Here is a 19,341-nt window from a genome sequence, read left to right as displayed (position 1 = left end):
AGGTGCATGCCCCCGCCGTGCATCAGGCGGGTTATGCTTTTAAACCGCTACTCCCATCAGCCAACGTGTACACGCTAGTGGATTTAACATGATGAAAAAAGTACCGCTGTTCACCTCCCTCGCGCTGCTGGTTGGCGGCGCAAGCCTCGATGCTCAGGCCGCCGAAACCGATATGCTCAGCTATATTCCGGCCAACGCCCCCTACTTCATGGCCACGCGGGAGACGCTGGACCAGCAAGAGGTTTTCGAGTTTTATCAGCGCACGATGCTGCTGGGCGATGGGCTCGAGCGAGACCTGGAGATGCTGCGCGAGCAGCGGCGAAATGAGCCTAACGAGCAGGCGCAGGCCTTTTTGTCGCTGATGATTGCGCTGGGCGAAGAGTTCGAAGACGTTGACACGCTGGCGGACTTTCACGCTCGCGGCATCAACGTTTCGCCGAACGTCGCGCTTTACGGGCTGGGCATTTTGCCGGTGATGCGCTTCGAGCTGGAAGACGAAGCGGCGTTTCGCGATACCTTCGAGCGAGTAGTGGAGCGGGCGGGACTTGAGCCGCGCACCGGCCGTGTCGAGGGCACCGACTACTGGCGGATCACGCCGGAAGACGACGTCGAACTCATGCTCGCCATCGTCGACGGCCAGGCGCTGGTCTCCTTGATACCCGGGGATGCCAGCGACGAGCTACTCACCCAAATACTTGGCAAGCGCTTGCCGGATGAGAGCATGGAAGACTCCGGCGAGCTTGCCGAGATCGAGCGCCGCTACGGCTTCACGCCGCTCGGTACAGGGCAGATCCGGACCGCGCGGGTGTTGAGTGAGCTCGGCTCGCCCAGCCACCCCGCGACGCGCGCGCTGCTGGATGCACTCGGCGAAGAGCCGCTGGATCTGAGCGCCTGCCAGGCCGATATCGACCGTTTGACCGGGCGCTTTCCCGGCCTGACGGTGGGCTCGCGCGCGTACGATTTGAGGGGCCGCTCGGAGGTCAACATGATCGTGCAAACCGACGACGAGATCGTGCGCGACCTTCGCCGGCTGGTGACCCCGGTGCCGGGGCTGGGCCAGCGAGAAGGGTTGGCAAGCTTCGGGCTGGGGCTCGACCTGCCGGTGCTTTTGGAGCTCGCTGACACCTACGCGCGCCAAATTCGCGAGGCGCCGTTTAGCTGCGACGACCTCCAGGAGCTCAACACTCTGTGGGACGAGACCAGCGCGCTGACGAGCGACCCAATGGCGATGATGATCGCCCCGGCGCTTTCGGGGCTCCGCGCGCGTATCGATCGACTCTACCTTGCCAAGGGCGACCCCATGGCCACAGGGCTTTTGACCCTGGCGTCATCGAATCCCTTAACGCTATTGGAAAACGCCGTCGCCTTCCTGCCGGAGCTCAACGAGGTGGCGCTCACGCCCAACGGCGAGCCCCAGCGGATCAAGAGCCGCCACTTGCCTCCCCAGGTATCGAGCCTTTACGCGGCAATGTCGGAATCGGCGCTGGCCTTGGGCGTTGGACTCGATGACCCGGCAGAAGTAACACGCGGGCTACAGTCGCCGGCCGCCGATGACGACCTGCTGCTCAATATCTTCGCGACCGGTGATCTTTACACAGCCCTGGCAGACCTGCTGACCAAATCGCCCCAGGAAAACGTCTCGGAAGACGACATCGAATGGCTTAACCATTATGGGGAGATCTACGACAGCCTGGAAGTGCGGGTATCGGTGGGTGATGCGGGGCTTGAAACGAGCTTTGCCATCGAGATGGCCGATTGAGCGGGCTTGAACAAATGGTTCGCGAGCATCAAACGTAGAAAGCAAAACAGGGGCCCGAAGGCCCCTGTTTAATATTTTGACGGTGTAGTTACTTCTTGGCAGCGTCTTTCAGCTCGCCTTTACCTTTTTGCGCTTCGCCTTTTGCCTGCTGAGCGTGACCCTTGGCTTCGGTCTTATCGCTGCCGGTGGCTTTACCCACGGCTTCCTTCACTTTGCCAGCGGCCTTGTTAGCAGCACCTTTCGCTTTGTCTTCGTTTGCACCTGACATGATGATTACCTCTAATCCGTTAGTAGGAAATACGCTGCATGCGAGGAAGACGTCGATGTCTATCAGCAGTGCAGGTATTTCTTAGAGTAGACGGTGCGAAAAAAGTTGCCTCAATTTCTTTTTGGCAGCGCAGTGGCCGTCCAGACATTGAGCAAGGAGTGAAGGCACGACATTACCATCAGCGTGATCGCCAGCGCCACGAACATGGAGGAGAACCGATAAAGGGCACTATAAACAAGGTCCTGGCTCGGCCCGAGCGACTGGCCAAACAAAATACCCAGCGTCGTCATGCCACCAAATCCGACGCCGGAGCCACCGGCTTCGCGCACGTGTTCGCGAGCAAACAGCATCAATCCCAACCAGTAAATCATGATCACCAGCAAAAAGTGGTGGCTCTGACTGTAAAGCAGAAGCTGAATCAAAAGCGCCATATTACAGCCCAAAAGCGTGCCGATGATGCGCCTGATCGATGACACTTGGGCGCCGGCATAGCCCATCGCGAACAGCACTAGCACCGTCGCCATCTGCGCGGAGAGCGAATCGCGCAGATCGAACGTCTGAAACACGACAAACGATAGCGTGGCGGTAATGCCGCCCAGCAGCGTTTCATGACGAATCTGTGCGGCGGTTTTCTCCGCGCGTGGCGGCGGCTGTCGCGGCGAGACGTCAGGAAAGAGCGTGTGCATGAGCATGGCGATGATCACCGCCAGCACGCTCGCCAGCAGGTTCGCGGTCAAAAGTTCGCTCAGATCCACGCCTGGGTAGCTTGCGAAGTGCAGCAGGATACTGAGCGTGACCACGCCGTTGGCCGCGTACAGAAACAGAGGCCCTTTCGCCATCAGGTTGAAGCGAAACAAAAAGATACCCAGCACCACCAGCGTCATCACCACCGGCATATGCTGCAAAAGGCCGATGATCAGGCTGACCTCGACCACGTTGAAAGCGGCGTTGCCCAGAAACTGGCGGATGATCCCGGCGTTGAGCAGCGGCACCATGCCAAGCAGAAACATCGGAAACACGGTAAAGAAAACGCCGTAGTTCCAGCCCATCAGCTTGCTGATCACAAAGCCAATCGTGGCTCCACCGGCGACCCGCAGACACTGCCGCAGGCCGTTTTCATCGAGAATCGCCGCGCGAGGGCTTTTCGCAGGCGAGCCTTCACCGCGCTTTCTCACCCAGGGCATGATCGACCAGGCACGACGGCGGCTCGAACCTGTCGACGAGCCGACCTGCGCGGTCTCCGGGGCGCTCGTGCCGGTGGGCTCGGTCGGCTCGATTGGCTCAGTAGACATAGTGTAGCCAGCTGATCAGGTGTACCTGCAGCCAGGCGAACGGGTGCGCCAGCGTATGCTCGCCGGGTAGAAGCTGAACGCTGGCCCTGGCGCCGCTCGGCGGCATCTGCTCGAGCGGCGCGTCGAGTGCTACGTGCAGGCGCAGGCGCTGAGCATCGCGCACCCAGCGGTCAGAGGTGGGAATATCCGCGAGCTGGCCGTTGGCGCTGACCTGCCCCTCGCGCACGCCGGCATCCAGCGCCGTCACGTGGCCGGCGAAAATATGGCCGGGCAGCGCGTCCAGCACGACCTTCGCTTCATCGCCCACGCGCACGTGGCGCAGGCTCTTTTCACGAAAGTCCGCCACGATGTCAGCACCGTTACCGACCAGCGCCAGCACCGGCTGGCTCGCCTGAACGTAGTCGCCGGCCTGAAGCTGCAGGTTGGTCACCTGCCCCGCCTCGAAGGCGCGCACCTCGGTGCGCTCCAAATCCAATCGGGCGTTGGCCAGCGCATTGCGGGCCTGGCGCAGGCGCAGGTTGGCATCCCCTTCTTCACCAAGCTGCGCCTCGAGGCTGGTGATCTTCGCTTCGGCGGCGCGCACGTCGGCGTTGGCGGTATTCGCCGCCGACACCCGCTGCTCGTACTGCTGGCGCGAAATGCTCTGGCGCCCCACCAGCGACTGCGCGCGCTCGCGTTCGCTGTTGAGCTCGCTCGCGCTTGCCCGGGCAGCGCTGAGTGAAGCCCGCGCTGCGGCCAGGTCGGCCTGCAGGCGGTCGTTCTCCTGGGCGGCCTGCTCGACGTCGAGCTGGGCTTTCTCCACGGCGATTTCGTAGGGCGCGGCGTCGAGGCGAAACAGCACGTCGCCCTTCTCGACGAGCTGGTGATCGCGCACGACCACCTCGACCACCGGTGCGCTGAGCTCCGGGGCGATGCGCGTAACCGGGCGCATGATGCGCGCCTGCGGGGTCAACGGCATGAAGCTGTCGGCCACCAGAAAATAGACGAACAAAAGAGCAAAGGCAGCCAAAGCTACCCTTACCCATCGGGTAAAGCGCTGATCGGGAGACATCGGAATTCACTCATCAAAAAACCCCGGCGTGGCCGGGGTCTGTTCAAACAATACCTTAGTCTACACCATTATTAGCGTGCTAACAATATGCTCGATTTTCGTTCGCCCATAAAAACCCCACCTCGTGGGTGGGGCTTGCAGCTTTGGCGCTTTTTTATCGCACCGATTAAAAACGGTAGCGAAGCCCCAGGCTCAGGGCGTCGAAGTCGTATTCCGATGGGCTCAAGTACCTCATCAGGTCGGCGCTTAGCGCGAAAGTGTCGTTGATATCGACCTCGGCCCCGCCGCCAAATGAAATGCCGTCGTCGCGGTCGCTGCCAGCACCGTCCGCCGAGAGTTTGAGCTCTGAGTAACCCAGCAGACCGTAAAAACGGGCACCGTCGGCTACCGGAATGATACCTTTCAAAAAGCCGCCGATCAGATAGTCCATTTCGATCTTTTGACCGAAGATATCGTCGGAGCCGCCTGTCGCCCCATGAAACTCGACGGCCAGATAGTCATCCAGCTTGATACCGCCCACCAGCCGTAGCGCGGCGGATGTCAGGTCGTCATCCACGCCGCTGACATCCGCTCGCCAGGCCATGGCATCGGTGCCAGCATACGCCTGCGGATACCCGGCTTGAAAAGACTGTGCCGACGCCCCCGCGCTAACCCACAGTGCCGCCACGGCGGCTAATTTGACTACATACTTCATACCCAACCCCTAACTTTTCAGTCTTATGTATTATTTCGAGCAGGGGAAGACTAACCAACATTAACTCTGTGGGCAATGTCACATACAGGCCATTTAACGACATGTACTGCCGGAAGCCGACGCGTTTGAACGGCCTGGCATCAGCCGCCAGGCTCAACGCACTTTTGAAAGGCTGAGAATTACGATTCCTCCGACCACAACGGTTCCGCCCAGTAGCTGCACCGGCCCAAGCGTTTGCCCCAGTACAAAATAGCCAAACACCAGTGAGGCCACCGGCTCGATGTTCATGACCGGCGCGTTGCGCGCCATATCCAGGCGCGGCACGCAGATCAAAAGCGTCGAAAAACCGGCGCCGTACAAAAACGCCAGCAGCACGAGCCCGGTCCAACCCTGGGAATTTTCCGGCAGGTTCATCCCGCCCGGAACGACCCCCAGCGCGGCGCCGGCGAGCATGGCGATAAACACCGTCTGCATGGTCAGCAGGCTTCTTAGCGTGCTGCCCACTCCTGAAAGCCGGTGTTCGGTGATCCAGAGCGCGCTTGCGAACACGAACGCCGAGAGCAGCCCAAAACCGATGCCCAGCGTCCAATCACTTCCCAGCGCCTCGGCCTGTATCAGCCAGGCCGGAATGTCGAGCACTACGAGCAGCCCGAGCAGAATGATGCCCATGATGACGCACTGGCGAAGCGTCGGTCTGGGGCCGCCCAAAAGCCAGGTCAGCAGCGCAAGCTGAATGGGAAAGGTGTTGGTCAGCAGCAGCGCGATGACCACTGGAAGCCGCGCCACCGCCGAGTAGAGCGCTAGGCTCTGCACCGTGATCAAGGCACCGACCATCAGCTGCCAGGGCCAGGTGCGCCTGGGCAGCCAAAGCCGCTTGCGCTTGAGAATGACCAGCGTGAGCAAAATGCTACACGCCACCCCGGAGCGCGTCAGGATGGCCAGCAAGAGCCCGGTTCCGTTGTCGAAAGCGAGCCGCGCCGAGACGTGATTGGCCGCGAACATGCAGGCCACTGTGACCAGCAGCGCAATGGCAATGTGTCGCGGCAGGGGCGAAGACGTCGTTTGCATGGCGAAAATTGGCCTTGAAAAGGGTTAAGGGCGACTCGACGGCCCATGTTACACGCACCGGCTCGACGCTTGGGTGCGAGAAAACCGAAAGTCTTGAGAAGATAGAAAACCTGGCGTTGCGTCGCCCATAAAAAAACGCCCAAAGGCCAGGCCTTCGGGCGTTTTTCGCGCAAGCCTTGAAAGGCGAGCGGACTAGGCCATCGGTACCACCGCTTCGAGCACCATGATAATGCTCAGCGCGGTAATGGTGAGAATCGATACACCAAATACCTGACGTGCCCAGCGCACGTCGTCTTCCAGGCGGTAGCCTCGAAGCGCCAGGTAGAGCCAGTAAAAGCCCATCACCAGCGCCACGCAGAGATACCCCAGGCCCGCCTGACTTGCCAATCCCAGCGCCAGCGAGGCCGGGATGAAGGCCACGATGTAGCCCAGAATGTGGTGCTTGGCGGTCTTGATACCGCGCACTACCGGCAACACCGGAATGGAGGCGCGCTGGTAGTCCGCGTAGCGAAAGATCGCAATCGCGTAGGAGTGCGGCATCTGCCACAGGCAGAAGATCACCAACAGCGCGATCGCGCCGCTGTCGAACGTGCCGGTCACCGCGCAGTAACCCACTACCGGCGGCATCGCGCCGGAAAGGCTGCCCACCAGCGTGCCGTACTCGGAGTGGCGCTTCATGTAAAGGCTATAAATGCCCACATAAACGCCCCAACCGATCACGGCCAGCGCCACGGTCAGGCCGTTGGTGCCCAGCGCCAGACATACCACGCCGCAAACGCCCAACAGCGCCGAGAGCCCCAGCGCTTGGGTGATCGACACGCTACCGCGAACCAGCGGGCGATGGCGCGTGCGCGCCATCAAAGCGTCGATATCCCGGTCGATTACGTTATTGCAAGCACAGGCCGACCCAATGATCAACGCGATACCGAGCAGCACGGCGGCGAAGGTCACCAGATCGAACTGTCCTTGGGCGGCCAGGAAGTAGCCCCCGATGGCGGCAATTAGATTGCCGCCGATGATACCGGGTTTGGTTAGTTCCAGCAGATCCTGCCGCCGGCTAGGCATCGTGGTTAGCCGATCATCATGTTGATGTGCAGATGATGCATGATCCACAGGGAGCCTCCTACCACGAGGGCGAGAATAGAGACAGTGAACACGAAGGACATCATGCCCCACCCTTCGTCCGACTTGGTGTTCAGGTGCATGAACATGACCAGCTGAACGAGCATCTGCATCACGGCCGTGATCACGATGATCCAGACCGTGACCGGCGTGCTGAATAGCCCCATCATGACCGCCCCGAAGGGAATGATCGTCAGTACCAGCGACAGGATCAGACCCAGTACGTAGGACTTGGTGGAGCCGTGATCGGCCGACGGTTGGCTAGAAGAAGAACTCATCTCAAAGCACTCCCATCAGGTAGACGAAGGAGAAGACGCAGATCCAGACGATGTCCAAAAAGTGCCAGAACAGGCTCAAGCACAGAATGCGCGGACGCGTCGCAGGATTGATGCCCTTGGTCTGAAGCTGAACCAGCATCACCAGAATCCAGATCATGCCGAAGGTCACGTGCAGACCGTGCGTGCCGACCAGCGTGAAGAACGCCGACAAAAACGCGCTTCGATCCGGGCCATAGCCTTCATGAATCAGGTGATTGAATTCGTAGAGCTCCATGCCCAAAAACATCAGGCCCAGTACGAACGTGACGATCAGCCACATTTTCACTTGGCCGACACGGTTGGCGTTCATTGCCAGAACGCCCATGCCGAAGGTGAAACTACTGATCAAAAGCGCAAAGGTGCCGAACAGGATCAGCGGCAGCTCGAAGATATCAGCGCCGCTCGGCCCACCTGCCGTGCCCCCCATGAGCACGGCGTAGGTGGCGAACAACGTGCCGAAGATCACCAGGTCACTCATCAGGTAGACCCAGAAGCCGAATACTTTCGTACCCGCTACGTCATGATGATCATGATCGTGGTGTTCATCGGCATGGGCGCCATGGTGCATTGTATCTGTCGCCATTACGAATGTGCCTCCAAACGCTTGAGGTGCGCCTGCTCGATCCGTTCGACTTCGGCGGCCGGCACGTAGTAGTCAATGTCGTCGTTGAACACGCGCGCGATGAAGCTCACCAGCGTACCCACGGCGCCGACGATCGCCAGCCACCAGATGTGCCAGATCATCGCAAAACCAAAGATCATGGCGAAGACACTGATGATCGGGCCAGCCCAGGTGTTCTTGGGCATGTGGATGTCCTTGTAGTCCTTCTCTTCAGCCTGCTCGATGCCACGCTGCTTTTGCGTCCAGAAGCTGTCGATATCACCCACTACCGGCTCGTGCGCAAAGTTGTAGAACGGCGGGGGTGAAGACGTAGACCACTCAAGGGTACGCGCATCCCACGGGTCGCCGGTCACATCCTGGTTCTTATGACGGTCGCGAATACTGACGTAGAACTGAATCAGGGTACAGGCGATACCGATAGCGATCAGCACCGAACCGACCCACGCAACGATCATCCAGGGCTGCCATTCGGCGTTCGGGTAGGACTGCATGCGGCGCGCTGCACCGTAGAAGCTCAGCACGTAAAGCGGCATGAACGCGGTGTAGAAACCGGTGATCCAGAACCAGAAGGAGCGCTTGCCCCACTTCTCGCTCAGCGTGAAGCCGAACGCTTTCGGGAACCAGTAGGTCAGACCCGCCAGCATGCCGAATACAACGCCGCCGATGATTACGTTATGGAAGTGCGCGATAACGAACAGGCTGTTGTGCAGCACGAAGTTCGCCGCCGGCAGCGCCAGCATGACACCGGTCATACCACCCAGGGTAAAGGTGATGATGAAGCCAAGCGTCCACAGCACCGGCGAGGTCAGTTCCAGACGACCGCGGAAGATGGTGAAGATCCAGTTGAAGACCTTAACCCCGGTCGGAATGGCGATGATCATCGTCATGATGCCGAAGAAGGCGTTGACGTTGGCCCCTGCCCCCATGGTGAAGAAGTGGTGCAGCCAAACGATGAACGAAAGCACGGTGATGGCAACGGTCGCCCACACCATGGTGTGGTAGCCAAACAGACGCTTACGCGCAAAGGTCGCGATGACTTCAGAGAAGACACCGAATGCCGGCAGAATCAGGATGTAAACTTCCGGGTGACCCCATGCCCAAATCAAGTTGACGTACATCATCACGTTGCCGCCAAGCTCATTGGTAAAGAAGTTCATACCGAAGTAGCGGTCAAGCGTCAGTAGCGCGATGGTCGCGGTCAGAATCGGGAAAGAGGCGATGATCAGCACGTTGGCGCACAGAGCGGTCCAGGTGAAGATCGGCATGCGGAACATGGTCATGCCTTTGGTGCGCATCTTCAGGATGGTCACGAAGAAGTTGATACCGGTCAGGGTCGTACCGATACCGGAGATCTGTAGCGCCCATATCCAGTAATCCACACCGACCCCGGGACTGTACTCTATCCCCGATAGCGGCGCGTAGGCGAGCCAACCGGTTTTGGCGAATTCACCCAGTACCAGCGAGATGTTGATCAAAAGCGCCGACACGGCGAACAGCCAGAAGCTCAGGTTGTTCAAGAACGGGAAGGCAACGTCGCGCGCGCCGATCTGCAGCGGTACGACCAGGTTGATCAAACCGATGACCATCGGCATCGCCACGAAGAAGATCATGATCACGCCGTGGGCGGTGAAGATCTGGTCGTAGTGATCCGGTGGCAAAAAGCCCATCGAGCCGCCAGCGGCCAAGGCCTGCTGGCTACGCATCATAATGGCGTCGGCAAAGCCGCGCAGCAGCATGACCAATGCGACCGCGAAATACATAATACCGAGTTTCTTGTGGTCTACCGAAGTGAACCACTCATTCCAAAGCCAGCCCCACTTACGAAAATAAGTGAGTGCGCCTAACAGCGCGATGGCTCCCACAACCATTCCCAAACCCACGACCACAATAATAGGATCGTGTAAGGGGATTGCTTCTAAGCTTAGTTTACCGAACACGGCTTACCCTCCCGCCTCGTTGCTGATGAGCTGGTCGTCGTCTGACCGCTCACCCTCTTGGTTGTCGGTCGATTGATAGGCTTCATTGGTATCAACGGCCGGTGCACGGTCTGCGTCCTGCGTTTCCGTCTCAGGGTCGGTTCCCGTATGGAAACTGCTTACTAGCCGCTCGTAGAACTCCGGCGTCACGTCCGAGAAGTACCGGACATCGACGAACGAGGAGCGTTCGGCAAGCTCGGAGTAGCCTTCCGGGTAGCTCAGCGGCTCACCCTCGGCACGCACTTGCTCTACCCACGTATCGAAGTCTTCATCGGAAGTCACCAGCGCATCGAAGACCATGCCAGCGAAACCTGCGCCGCTGTAGTTGGTCGAACGACCCCAGTAGGTGCCGATTTCATTACCGACGAGGTGAACATCGTTATCCATACCCGCCATCGCGTAGATCTGAGTACCCAGGCGCGGAATGAACAGCGAGTTCATGACCGAGCCGGAGCTCACACGAAAGCGTACCGGGCGATTGACCGGCATGGCGACTTCGTTGACCGTGGCGATGCCCTGCTCGGGATAGATGAACAGCCACTTCCAATCCAGCGAGATCGCCTGGATTTCGAGGGTTGGTTCATCGCTTTCCAGCGGACGGTGCGGGTCGAGCTCGTGAGAAGAGCGCCAAGTAATCACCGCCAGAATCGCGACGATGACAACGGGCACCAGCCACACGATGGCCTCGATCACGTTGGAGTGCGCCCAATCCGGCAGGTACTGCGCGACGGTGTTGTTACGACGGTAGTGCCAGCCGAAAGCGACCGTCAGCACGATGACCGGAATAACTACGATCATCATCAAACCAAAGGAGCTCAAGATCAGCGAACGCTGTGCTTCACCAATATCGCCCTTGGGGTCCATCAGGGCCGAGCTACAGCCTGCAAGGAGCAAGCACAGCGCGAGGAGCACGAAGAAAGTGCCACGCCTGCGCCATTGGGAGGGTTGTTGCATGGTGCGATCTCGTCAGAGTTGCGTTTCAAAACTAGTCGCCAGACAGCAAGCCAAACGATATGCCATATAGCAGACCAACTAGCACCCCATATTTTTCCCAGGGCACTAGAACAACGCCTGATAACACCGGGAAAAATATGCGCTACCGCATGGGGTTGGTAGCGAACCTGGCGTGCGTTTCACGCACAAACACAAGCACGAACATTTTCTACCGATTACGTGCGCGCAGAAAGCGACGCATTGCCGCACCCTGCTCGTTCAAAACCGTTAGTGATCGCGCTTAAGGCCAGGTGATTGCGATGTCCGGCATAGAGGCCAAGCCGGCCTCAAATCGCTTTGAAACCTGCTCATCATCTGTCACCAATACATCGAAGTTGCCAAGGGTAGCAAAATAGGCCGGTCGAACAACACCCATTTTGCGCGTATCGGCGAGTAAAATTCGCTTTTCGGCGGTCGCGATGGCCGCCTGCTTGGGCGCGACTTCGTGAAAATGAAAGCAGCTCACGCCCTGCTCATCATCGACGCCGGCCGCCGTTATCAGCGCCTTGTTGATTCCAAGGCCGCGGATTTGCTCCGCCAGACGCTCTCCCCCAAAGGACTGAGACGCGGGATAGTAGAGCCCTCCCAACACGATGAGCCGCACGTTGGGAAGCGCAGCCACGCTCGTGGCCACGTTGAGCGCGTAGGTGACGACGGTGAGCGCCTCGAAACGCGCCAAAAAGCCAAGCAGCGGTAGCAGCGTCGAGCCGCAGTCGATGAACAGCGTATCGCCCTCGTCAATGAACGAAAGCGCGCGCTGGCAAAGCCGGTACTTGGCCGGATACCCCAACGCCTGCTGCTCGATGAGATCGTACGCGCTCGCCTGGATCGATGCCTTGATCAGTCGCCCGCCAATCAAACTGATAGACTCAGGGCAGGTGTGCAGATCGCGTCGGATGGTCATTTCGCTAACGCCGCAGAGTGTCGCCGCATCGCGCAGATGCAGCGTGCCTTCGCTGATCAGCGCCTCTGTTAAAAGATTGAGTCGCTCCTCACGACGATCGCTCATGCTGTTTCTGACCTCGCTCAAACCCTGATCGCAAACGACGGCTGCCAGTAATGGTTGCAAATGTTGGTTGCAGACGATGACTACCAATAACGGTTACTGGCGATGACTACAAACACTGCTTTCAAACACTGGTTTTGAACAATGGTTTCAAACAATGGTTGCAATTCGGTGTTAACGGAATAACACTAAATGTTATAATTATAACATTCGCCAGCCCGCACCGATGACCACACTTCAGCGCATACTGATTTCGCACCCTATAAAAACACAGGGCGGCGGCGCTATTCCGACCATTTGAGGCCATATGACTGCTCAACGCTTTATCCTTGATTCGCGACGCACGGCAACCCGAGGCGCCCTTACTCTACTCGCCGGCGCCTTGATCGCGCCTTGCGCACTGGCCGATGAGTCCGAGCCGCAAACGCTCGACCGGCTCTGGTCGTTTGGCAACGTCTCGGTGAACTACCTGGACTGGTCCAACGGCACCGAACGTCGTACGGCGAGCAACGCCGCCAAGAGCGATTTCACCTATGTCGAACTCGAAGGCGGCGTAGGCTTTAGCTGGGGTGAATTCTACGGCTTTTTCGATTTCGAGAACCCGACCAACGACCAGTTCGACGAATCGAGCAACGGCCAGGACAACTTTCGCACCGCGGGCAAGGTCACCTCGCATATCTACTTAGGCGACACGCCCTTCTCGATCTACGCGCACATCTACGATTTCCGCGACTACGGCTTCAACGGCCGCGAGCAGGATCAAATCCTCGGTTTCGGCTACCGCGCCACCTTCGATAACGGCTTCTGGTTCAAGCCCTTCATCGGCCCGGCGCGGGTGCAAAGTGACGGCTACACTGGCATGAACGGCTACATGGCCGGCTGGGTCGCGGGTTACGACTTCACCGCGTTCGGCCAGGGCTTTGGCATCACCAACTGGCACGAGCAGACCTTTGATCGCGACAGCGACTACCTCGAGCAGAACTACGTCAACGGCACCGCGGGCAGCACCGGTACCAACGGCGCGGTCGGTCTTTGGTGGCATCCGGCGGACTTGATCACTACCGGCATTCAGTACCGCTACTCGGACAACAAGTTGGGCGCGCCAGACGTGTATCAAAATGCGATGATCTATTCGGTCAAGCTCAACTTCCTGTAACCCGAGGCGCGCCTCGCGAACTCAAGGGATCTTCTTATGACACTCCTTATGAGCCTGGTCGGCATGGCCACCCTGGTGATCATCGCCCTGATTTTCTCCTATGATCGCAAATCCATACGCCTGCGCACGGTGCTCGGCGCCTTTGCCATTCAGGCGGGTATCGGGGCGTTCGTGCTTTACATTCCCTTCGGACAGGTCTTTCTGGAGACGATCTCCGCCGGGGTGAGCCAAGTGCTGGTCTTCGCCAACGACGGTATCGACTTTCTGTTCGGCGGCCTTGCCGACGTCGAAAGCATCGGCTTCGTCTTTGCCGTGCGCGTTCTGCCGGTCATCATCTTCTTCTCCTCATTAATTGCCGTGCTCTACTACTTGGGCATCATGCAGTGGATCATTCGGATTCTGGGCGGGGCGCTACAGAAGGCGCTGGGCACCTCGCGCACCGAGTCGCTCTCGGCCACGGCCAACATCTTCGTAGGCCAAACCGAGGCGCCGCTGGTAGTGCGTCCGTTCATCGCGCGCATGACCCCTTCGCAGCTCTTTGCCGTGATGTGCGGCGGGCTTGCCTCGGTCGCAGGGTCGGTGCTCGCGGGCTACGCGCAGCTCGGTATTCCCATGGAGTACCTGGTCGCCGCTTCGTTCATGGCCGCACCCGGCGGGCTTTTATTCGCCAAGCTGATCATGCCGGAAACCCGGGACAACCAGGATGCCGACAGCATTACCAAAGTGGACGAGGAGCTCAAGGAGCAGGAGGACAAGCCGGTCAACGTGCTCGACGCCGCGGCCTCCGGGGCAAGCTCCGGGCTGATGCTGGCCGCCAACGTGGGCGCGATGCTGTTGGCGTTCATCGGCTTGATCGCGCTGGTAAACGGCATTCTGGGCGGGGTCGGCGGCTGGTTCGGTTTCGAATCGCTGAGTCTGGAGCTGATTCTGGGCTGGCTCTTTGCGCCGCTGGCGTTTTTGCTCGGCGTGCCCTGGTCCGAGGCGACGCTTGCAGGCTCCTTCATCGGTCAAAAAATCGTGGTCAACGAGTTCGTTGCTTTCATTAACCTGGCGCCCTACATCGATGGGGAACAGGTGGTGGCCGCGACGGGTCAGATGATGACGCCGCACACCCAAGCCGTTTTGTCCTTTGCGCTTTGTGGCTTCGCCAACCTGTCCTCGATCGCCATTTTGCTGGGCGGGCTTGGCAGCATCGCGCCGACAAGACGCAACGAGATTGCCCGTTACGGTGTCAAAGCCGTACTCGCGGGGACGCTTTCGAATCTCATGTCGGCGTCGATCGCGGGCTTTTTCATTGCCTTGGGTAATGTCGCGGCGTAGGCCCCGCCGCTAGCGCTAAACTGAACGGGCACGGCCAAGCGCAGTGCCCGTTCGTTTTTTTATCGGCATGCTTTTTGTGCACATGCTTTTTACACTGTTTCTCTTAACACATTTTCTTAATACCAACGCGAGAACGCCATGACTGCCTCTTCCGACCTGATTCAAGCCGCTAAACAAGCGCTCGCCCTAATGGACGTCACCAGCCTCAACGACGACGACACCGATGCGCGCATCGAGTCGCTTTGCCAGATGGTCAAAACCCCGGTCGGGACCCCAGCCGCCGTTTGCGTCTACCCGCAGTTCATCGTCACCGCGGCGCGCGCGCTCACAGCGCACAACTTGAAAGACCAGGTAAAAATCGCCTCGGTCACCAACTTCCCCGCCGGGGGCGACGACATCATGGGCGCGGCGCGGGAAACCCGTGAAGCCGTGGCCTCTGGCGCCGATGAAGTCGACGTGGTCTTTCCCTACCGCGCACTGATGGCCGGCGATGAAGAGACCGGCCGCGAGCTGGTCGAAATGTGCAAGGCCGCCTGTGGCGGCCAGGCGCTGTTGAAAGTGATTCTGGAGACCGGCGAGCTGAAAACGCCGGCGCTGATCAAGCGCGCCAGCGAACTCGCCATCGAAGGCGGCGCCGACTTCATCAAGACCTCCACCGGCAAGGTCGCCACCAACGCAACGCTCGAAGCCACCGAGATCATGCTCAGCGCGATCAAGGAGAGCGGTCAGGACGTCGGCTTCAAGGCCGCCGGCGGCGTACGCACCGTCGAGGAAGCCGCCGAGTACTTAAAACTCGCGGCCGACATCATGGGCCCGCACTGGATCACCCCCCAGCACTTTCGTTTCGGCGCCTCGAGCCTTTTGGGTGACGTGCTGATGACGCTGAACCCCGACGCCGACGCCGCGATGCAAGAAGGAGGCTACTAATCATGGCACACCTGCTCCCCCAGGAATTCATCCGCCTCAAGCGCGACGCTCAGGCGCTGCCGCTCGAGGAGATCAAGCACTTCGTTCAGGGCGTGGCGGACGATCGCATCAGCGACGCCCAGATCGGCGCCTTCACCATGGCGGTGTATTTAAACGGCATGAGCCGTGAGGAAGTGGTCGCGCTGACCACCGCCACCCGCGACTCCGGCCACGTCATGCAGTGGGATTCACTGAACCTGCCAGGCCCGGTGGTCGACAAACACTCTACCGGCGGCGTCGGCGATCTGGTGTCCCTGGTACTCGGCCCATGGGTCGCCGCCTGCGGCGCTTACGTGCCGATGATTTCCGGGCGCGGGCTGGGTCACACCGGCGGCACGCTCGACAAGCTCGAATCGATTCCCGGCTACGACCCCTACCCCGCTCCCGAGCGCTTCGGCCAGGTGGTGAAATCCACCGGGGTCGCCATCATCGGCCAGACCGGCAACCTTGCGCCTGCCGACAAGCGCATCTACGGCGTGCGCGACATCACCGCCACGGTCGAGTCGATCCCGCTGATCACCGCGTCGATCCTCGGCAAGAAACTCGCCTCGGGCCTGGATGCGTTGGTAATGGACGTTAAAGTCGGCAGCGGCGCCTTCATGCCAACGCCGGAAAAATCCCGCGAGCTCGCCGAAAGCATCGCCAACGTAGCCACCCAGGCCGGCACGCCGACCACTGCGCTGTTGACCGACATGAGCCAGCCGCTGGCGCCGTGTGCCGGTAACGCGGTGGAAATCGTCGAGACGCTGGCGCTTCTGCGCGGCGAGCGCTCCACTAGCCGCGTGATGGAGGTCACCCGCGAGCTGGCCGTCGAGATGCTGATGGCCGGCAAGCTCGTCGCCAGCCGCGACGAGGCGCTGACCAAACTCGACAAGGCATTGAGCTCCGGCGCCGCCGCCGAAATTTTCGCGCGCATGGTGTCCGAGCTCGGCGGCCCGAACGACTTCATGGAGCGCTCGGAGCACTACCTGCCCAAAGCGAACGTGGTGAAGCCGGTCTACGCCGATGACGGCGGTATCGTGAGCCGCATCGACACCCGCGCGGTGGGCATGAGCGTGGTCGAGCTCGGCGGCGGGCGCCTGCGCAACGATGCCAAAGTGGATCACAGCGTCGGCTTTAGCGAGATTGCCGACATTGGCGCGCGCGTTGACGGCGACCGGCCGCTGGCGATGGTGCACGCGGCGAGCGAAGAGGCCGCCAACCGCGCCGCCGAGCAGCTCAAGGCCGCGATCACTCTGGGGCAGAACTTTGTTGACGCCGACACGCTGATTCAGGACACCTTTAGAGGAGAAGCCTAATGCGACGCGCAATTGTAGTGGTACTCGACTCCTTCGGCATCGGCTCGGCGCCGGACGCCGCCGCGTTCGGCGATGAAGGCGCCGATACGCTGGGTCACATTGCCGCCGCCTGCGCGCGCGGCGAAGCCGACACCGACGACCGACGCGGCCCCTTGAAGCTACCCAACATGGCCAAGCTTGGCCTTTTCCACGCCCATCGTGATGCCACCGGCAGCGTCGCTGAAGGTGTCGAGCTGCCTGAAGAGCTGACCGGCGCCTACGCCCACGCCCAGGAGATCTCCAGCGGCAAGGACACGCCGTCCGGCCACTGGGAGATTGCCGGCGTGCCGGTGCGCTTCGACTGGGGCTACTTCCTCGATAAGGAAGAGAGCTTTCCGCCGGAACTTCTGGAACAAATCGTCGCGCAGGCCGAGCTTCCCGGCACGCTCGGCAACTGCCACGCCTCGGGCACCGAGATCATCGCGCGCCTGGGCGAGGAGCACGTCCAGTCCGGCAAGCCGATCGTCTACACCTCGGCAGACTCGGTGTTTCAGATCGCCGCCCACGAGGAGCACTTTGGCCTCGAGCGCCTCTACGCACTGTGCGAAACCGTGCGCGAGCTACTCGAGCCCTACAACATCGGCCGGGTCATCGCCCGCCCCTTCGTTGGTGAGAACGCGGGTAGCTTCGAGCGTACCGGCAATCGCCGCGACTACAGCATCGAGCCGCCCACGCCCACGGTGCTGCAAAAGCTTACGGAATCTGGCGGCGAGGTGGTGTCGATTGGCAAGATCGCCGACATCTACGCCCACTGCGGTATCACCCACAAGGTGAAGGCGAGCGGCCACGACGCGCTGATGGAGGCAACGCTTGGCGAAATCGCGCGTACCGACCGCCGCGACAAGCCAACGTTCATCATGGCCAACTTCGTCGACTTCGACTCGCTCTACGGCCACCGCCGCGACATCGCGGGCTACGCGAGCGCGCTCGAGCACTTCGACGCCCGCCTGCCGGAGCTTTTAAACGCCCTCGATGAGGACGACCTGCTGGTGTTGACCGCGGATCACGGCTGCGACCCAAGCTGGAAAGGCACCGAGCACACCCGCGAATACGTGCCGATTCTGGTACGCGGCGCCACCTTTGCACCGGGCCCGCTTGGCAAGCGCGACACCTTCGCCGATATCGGCCAGACCCTGGCCGACTACTTCGTCCTGCGCGCCCTCGACGACGGCGAGAGCTTTTTGCCCCGCGTCGCGTGATCTTCAACCGGTTACTCAAGGAGTTTTCATGGCAACGCCGCACATCAACGCAGAACAAGGCGATTTCGCCGATACCGTGCTCATGCCCGGCGACCCGCTGCGGGCCAAGTACATCGCCGAGACGTATCTGGAAAACGTGCGCCAGGTGAACGACGTGCGCGGTATGCTCGGCTTCACCGGCACCTACCAGGGCGTGGACGTCTCGGTGATGGGCCACGGCATGGGCATTCCGTCGGTCTCGATCTACGCCAAGGAGCTGATCACCGATTACGGGGTGACGTCGATCATTCGCGTAGGCTCCTGCGGGGCAGTACGCGACGACGTCAACGTGCGCGACGTGGTGATCGGCCTCGGCGCCAGCACCGACTCCAAGGTCAATCGCATGCGCTTCAACGACCACGACTTCGCCGCCCTTGGCGATTTCGAGTGGGCGAGTCACGCCGTTGCCGCGGCCAAGGCCCAGAACGTGCCGGTCAAGGTGGGCAACATCTTCTCCGCCGATCTGTTCTACAACCCGCAAACGCACATGGCCGAACTGATGAAGCGCTTCAACATCGTTGGCGTAGAGATGGAAGCGGCGGGACTTTATGGCGTTGCCGCCGAGTTCGGCGCCCGGGCGCTGACGATCTGCACCGTCTCGGACCACATCCTCAAGGGCGATTCGCTTTCGAGCGCCGATCGCCAGACGACCTTCAACGACATGATGACCGTCGCGCTCGAGGCCGTACTACGCGACAAGGGCGTGCGCTAAGCGCCGGGGAGAGACCATGAAGGTAGAAAACGCACTGCTCGAGTCGCTCACCCAGGCGCTCGGGCGCGCCTACGTGCCCTACTCCGACCACCCAGTGGCCGCCGTGATGGAGACCCCGGACGGCGAGCGTTTTGTCGGCTGCAATGTCGAGGTAGCGCACTATAAAGGCATCTGCGCCGAAGGGTCGGCGATTTCCGCCATGGTGACTGGCGGCAAGCAAACGCTCTCCCGCGTCTATGTGATGGGCCCGGGCGAGCACCTGTGCACGCCCTGCGGCGACTGCCGCCAGCGCATCCGCGAGTTCGCCACACCGGACACCGAAATACAGGTCGTCTCCCGCGACGGCCGCGTGCTCAAGACCTACACCATGGAGACGCTGCTGCCGGACGCCTTCGGCCCCGAGCAGCTGCCGCCGCGCTAACGCCTGCCCGTATCAGGCGCCGG

Annotated in this window: 19 protein-coding genes; 8 read left to right on the top strand and 11 right to left on the bottom strand. The window is 60.5% G+C overall.

Going from position 1 to position 19,341, the window contains the following annotated elements; all coding sequences use genetic code 11:
• Positions 1 to 88: 88 nt before the first annotated feature.
• A complete protein-coding gene (locus ACGLWX_RS08060; RefSeq protein ID WP_396238804.1) occupies positions 89 to 1,759 on the top strand; it encodes a hypothetical protein in 1,671 nt (556 codons plus the stop codon).
• 88 nt (positions 1,760 to 1,847) lie between these two features.
• Here ACGLWX_RS08060 and ACGLWX_RS08055 read toward each other — a convergent pair whose 3' ends face one another.
• From ACGLWX_RS08055 to ACGLWX_RS08005, 11 genes are all read right to left on the bottom strand, one after another.
• A complete protein-coding gene (locus ACGLWX_RS08055; protein WP_252106565.1) occupies positions 1,848 to 2,027 on the bottom strand; it encodes a CsbD family protein in 180 nt (59 codons plus the stop codon).
• 110 nt (positions 2,028 to 2,137) lie between these two features.
• Positions 2,138 to 3,211 carry a DUF2955 domain-containing protein gene (locus ACGLWX_RS08050; RefSeq protein WP_396239426.1) on the bottom strand — a complete coding sequence of 358 codons (1,074 nt, stop codon included), beginning with the start codon at positions 3,209 to 3,211 and terminating at the stop codon, positions 2,138 to 2,140.
• A gap of 97 nt (positions 3,212 to 3,308) precedes the next feature.
• The gene (locus tag ACGLWX_RS08045) at positions 3,309 to 4,370 is read right to left on the bottom strand and encodes an HlyD family secretion protein (protein ID WP_396238802.1); all 1,062 of its coding nucleotides are present in this window, start codon (positions 4,368 to 4,370) and stop codon (positions 3,309 to 3,311) included.
• 166 nt (positions 4,371 to 4,536) lie between these two features.
• Positions 4,537 to 5,064: an outer membrane beta-barrel protein gene (locus tag ACGLWX_RS08040; RefSeq protein WP_396238800.1), complete on the bottom strand. Its 528-nt coding sequence runs from the start codon at positions 5,062 to 5,064 to the stop codon at positions 4,537 to 4,539.
• 153 nt (positions 5,065 to 5,217) lie between these two features.
• Positions 5,218 to 6,132, bottom strand: coding sequence for an EamA family transporter (locus tag ACGLWX_RS08035; protein ID WP_396238798.1), 915 nt, complete (start codon positions 6,130 to 6,132; stop codon positions 5,218 to 5,220).
• A gap of 192 nt (positions 6,133 to 6,324) precedes the next feature.
• On the bottom strand, positions 6,325 to 7,245 hold the full coding sequence (gene cyoE / locus ACGLWX_RS08030; RefSeq protein ID WP_252106561.1) for a heme o synthase: 921 nt from the start codon (positions 7,243 to 7,245) through the stop codon (positions 6,325 to 6,327).
• Positions 7,203 to 7,532, bottom strand: coding sequence for a cytochrome o ubiquinol oxidase subunit IV (gene cyoD, locus ACGLWX_RS08025; RefSeq protein WP_252106560.1), 330 nt, complete (start codon positions 7,530 to 7,532; stop codon positions 7,203 to 7,205). The genes cyoE and cyoD overlap by 43 nt, the downstream gene beginning before the upstream one ends.
• A gap of 1 nt (position 7,533) precedes the next feature.
• Entirely contained in the window at positions 7,534 to 8,154 is a 621-nt protein-coding gene (gene cyoC, locus ACGLWX_RS08020; RefSeq protein WP_252106559.1) for a cytochrome o ubiquinol oxidase subunit III, read from the bottom strand.
• Positions 8,154 to 10,130: a cytochrome o ubiquinol oxidase subunit I gene (gene cyoB, locus ACGLWX_RS08015; RefSeq protein WP_252106558.1), complete on the bottom strand. Its 1,977-nt coding sequence runs from the start codon at positions 10,128 to 10,130 to the stop codon at positions 8,154 to 8,156. Before cyoB ends, cyoC begins: the two co-directional genes overlap by 1 nt.
• Positions 10,131 to 10,133: 3 nt before the next feature.
• Positions 10,134 to 11,123 (bottom strand): ubiquinol oxidase subunit II, encoded by a 990-nt coding sequence (gene cyoA, locus ACGLWX_RS08010; RefSeq protein ID WP_252106557.1) that lies wholly within the window; start codon positions 11,121 to 11,123, stop codon positions 10,134 to 10,136.
• Positions 11,124 to 11,403: 280 nt separating this feature from the next.
• Positions 11,404 to 12,171, bottom strand: coding sequence for a DeoR/GlpR family DNA-binding transcription regulator (locus ACGLWX_RS08005; protein WP_396238796.1), 768 nt, complete (start codon positions 12,169 to 12,171; stop codon positions 11,404 to 11,406).
• 304 nt (positions 12,172 to 12,475) lie between these two features.
• Here ACGLWX_RS08005 and ACGLWX_RS08000 point away from each other — a divergent pair, with 304 nt between their 5' ends.
• The 7 genes from ACGLWX_RS08000 (at position 12,476) to cdd (ending at position 19,318) form a co-directional block, all read left to right on the top strand.
• Positions 12,476 to 13,324 (top strand): outer membrane protein OmpK, encoded by an 849-nt coding sequence (locus tag ACGLWX_RS08000; RefSeq protein WP_252106555.1) that lies wholly within the window; start codon positions 12,476 to 12,478, stop codon positions 13,322 to 13,324.
• Between the two features lie 36 nt (positions 13,325 to 13,360).
• On the top strand, positions 13,361 to 14,644 hold the full coding sequence (locus ACGLWX_RS07995) for a NupC/NupG family nucleoside CNT transporter (RefSeq protein ID WP_252106554.1): 1,284 nt from the start codon (positions 13,361 to 13,363) through the stop codon (positions 14,642 to 14,644).
• Positions 14,645 to 14,782: 138 nt separating this feature from the next.
• Positions 14,783 to 15,571, top strand: coding sequence for a deoxyribose-phosphate aldolase (deoC, locus tag ACGLWX_RS07990; RefSeq protein ID WP_396238794.1), 789 nt, complete (start codon positions 14,783 to 14,785; stop codon positions 15,569 to 15,571).
• A gap of 2 nt (positions 15,572 to 15,573) precedes the next feature.
• On the top strand, positions 15,574 to 16,908 hold the full coding sequence (gene deoA / locus ACGLWX_RS07985; protein WP_396238792.1) for a thymidine phosphorylase: 1,335 nt from the start codon (positions 15,574 to 15,576) through the stop codon (positions 16,906 to 16,908).
• On the top strand, positions 16,908 to 18,146 hold the full coding sequence (locus ACGLWX_RS07980; protein ID WP_396238790.1) for a phosphopentomutase: 1,239 nt from the start codon (positions 16,908 to 16,910) through the stop codon (positions 18,144 to 18,146). Before deoA ends, ACGLWX_RS07980 begins: the two co-directional genes overlap by 1 nt.
• A 28-nt stretch (positions 18,147 to 18,174) precedes the next feature.
• A complete protein-coding gene (deoD, locus tag ACGLWX_RS07975; RefSeq protein ID WP_396238788.1) occupies positions 18,175 to 18,897 on the top strand; it encodes a purine-nucleoside phosphorylase in 723 nt (240 codons plus the stop codon).
• 16 nt (positions 18,898 to 18,913) lie between these two features.
• Positions 18,914 to 19,318 carry a cytidine deaminase gene (gene cdd / locus ACGLWX_RS07970; protein ID WP_252106549.1) on the top strand — a complete coding sequence of 135 codons (405 nt, stop codon included), beginning with the start codon at positions 18,914 to 18,916 and terminating at the stop codon, positions 19,316 to 19,318.
• Positions 19,319 to 19,341: the final 23 nt, after the last annotated feature.

The organism is Halomonas sp. HMF6819 (genome assembly GCF_044335525.1).
In the GTDB taxonomy this organism is placed as follows: Bacteria; Pseudomonadota; Gammaproteobacteria; order Pseudomonadales; family Halomonadaceae; genus Vreelandella.
This window is presented reverse-complemented; position numbering and strand designations above follow the sequence as displayed.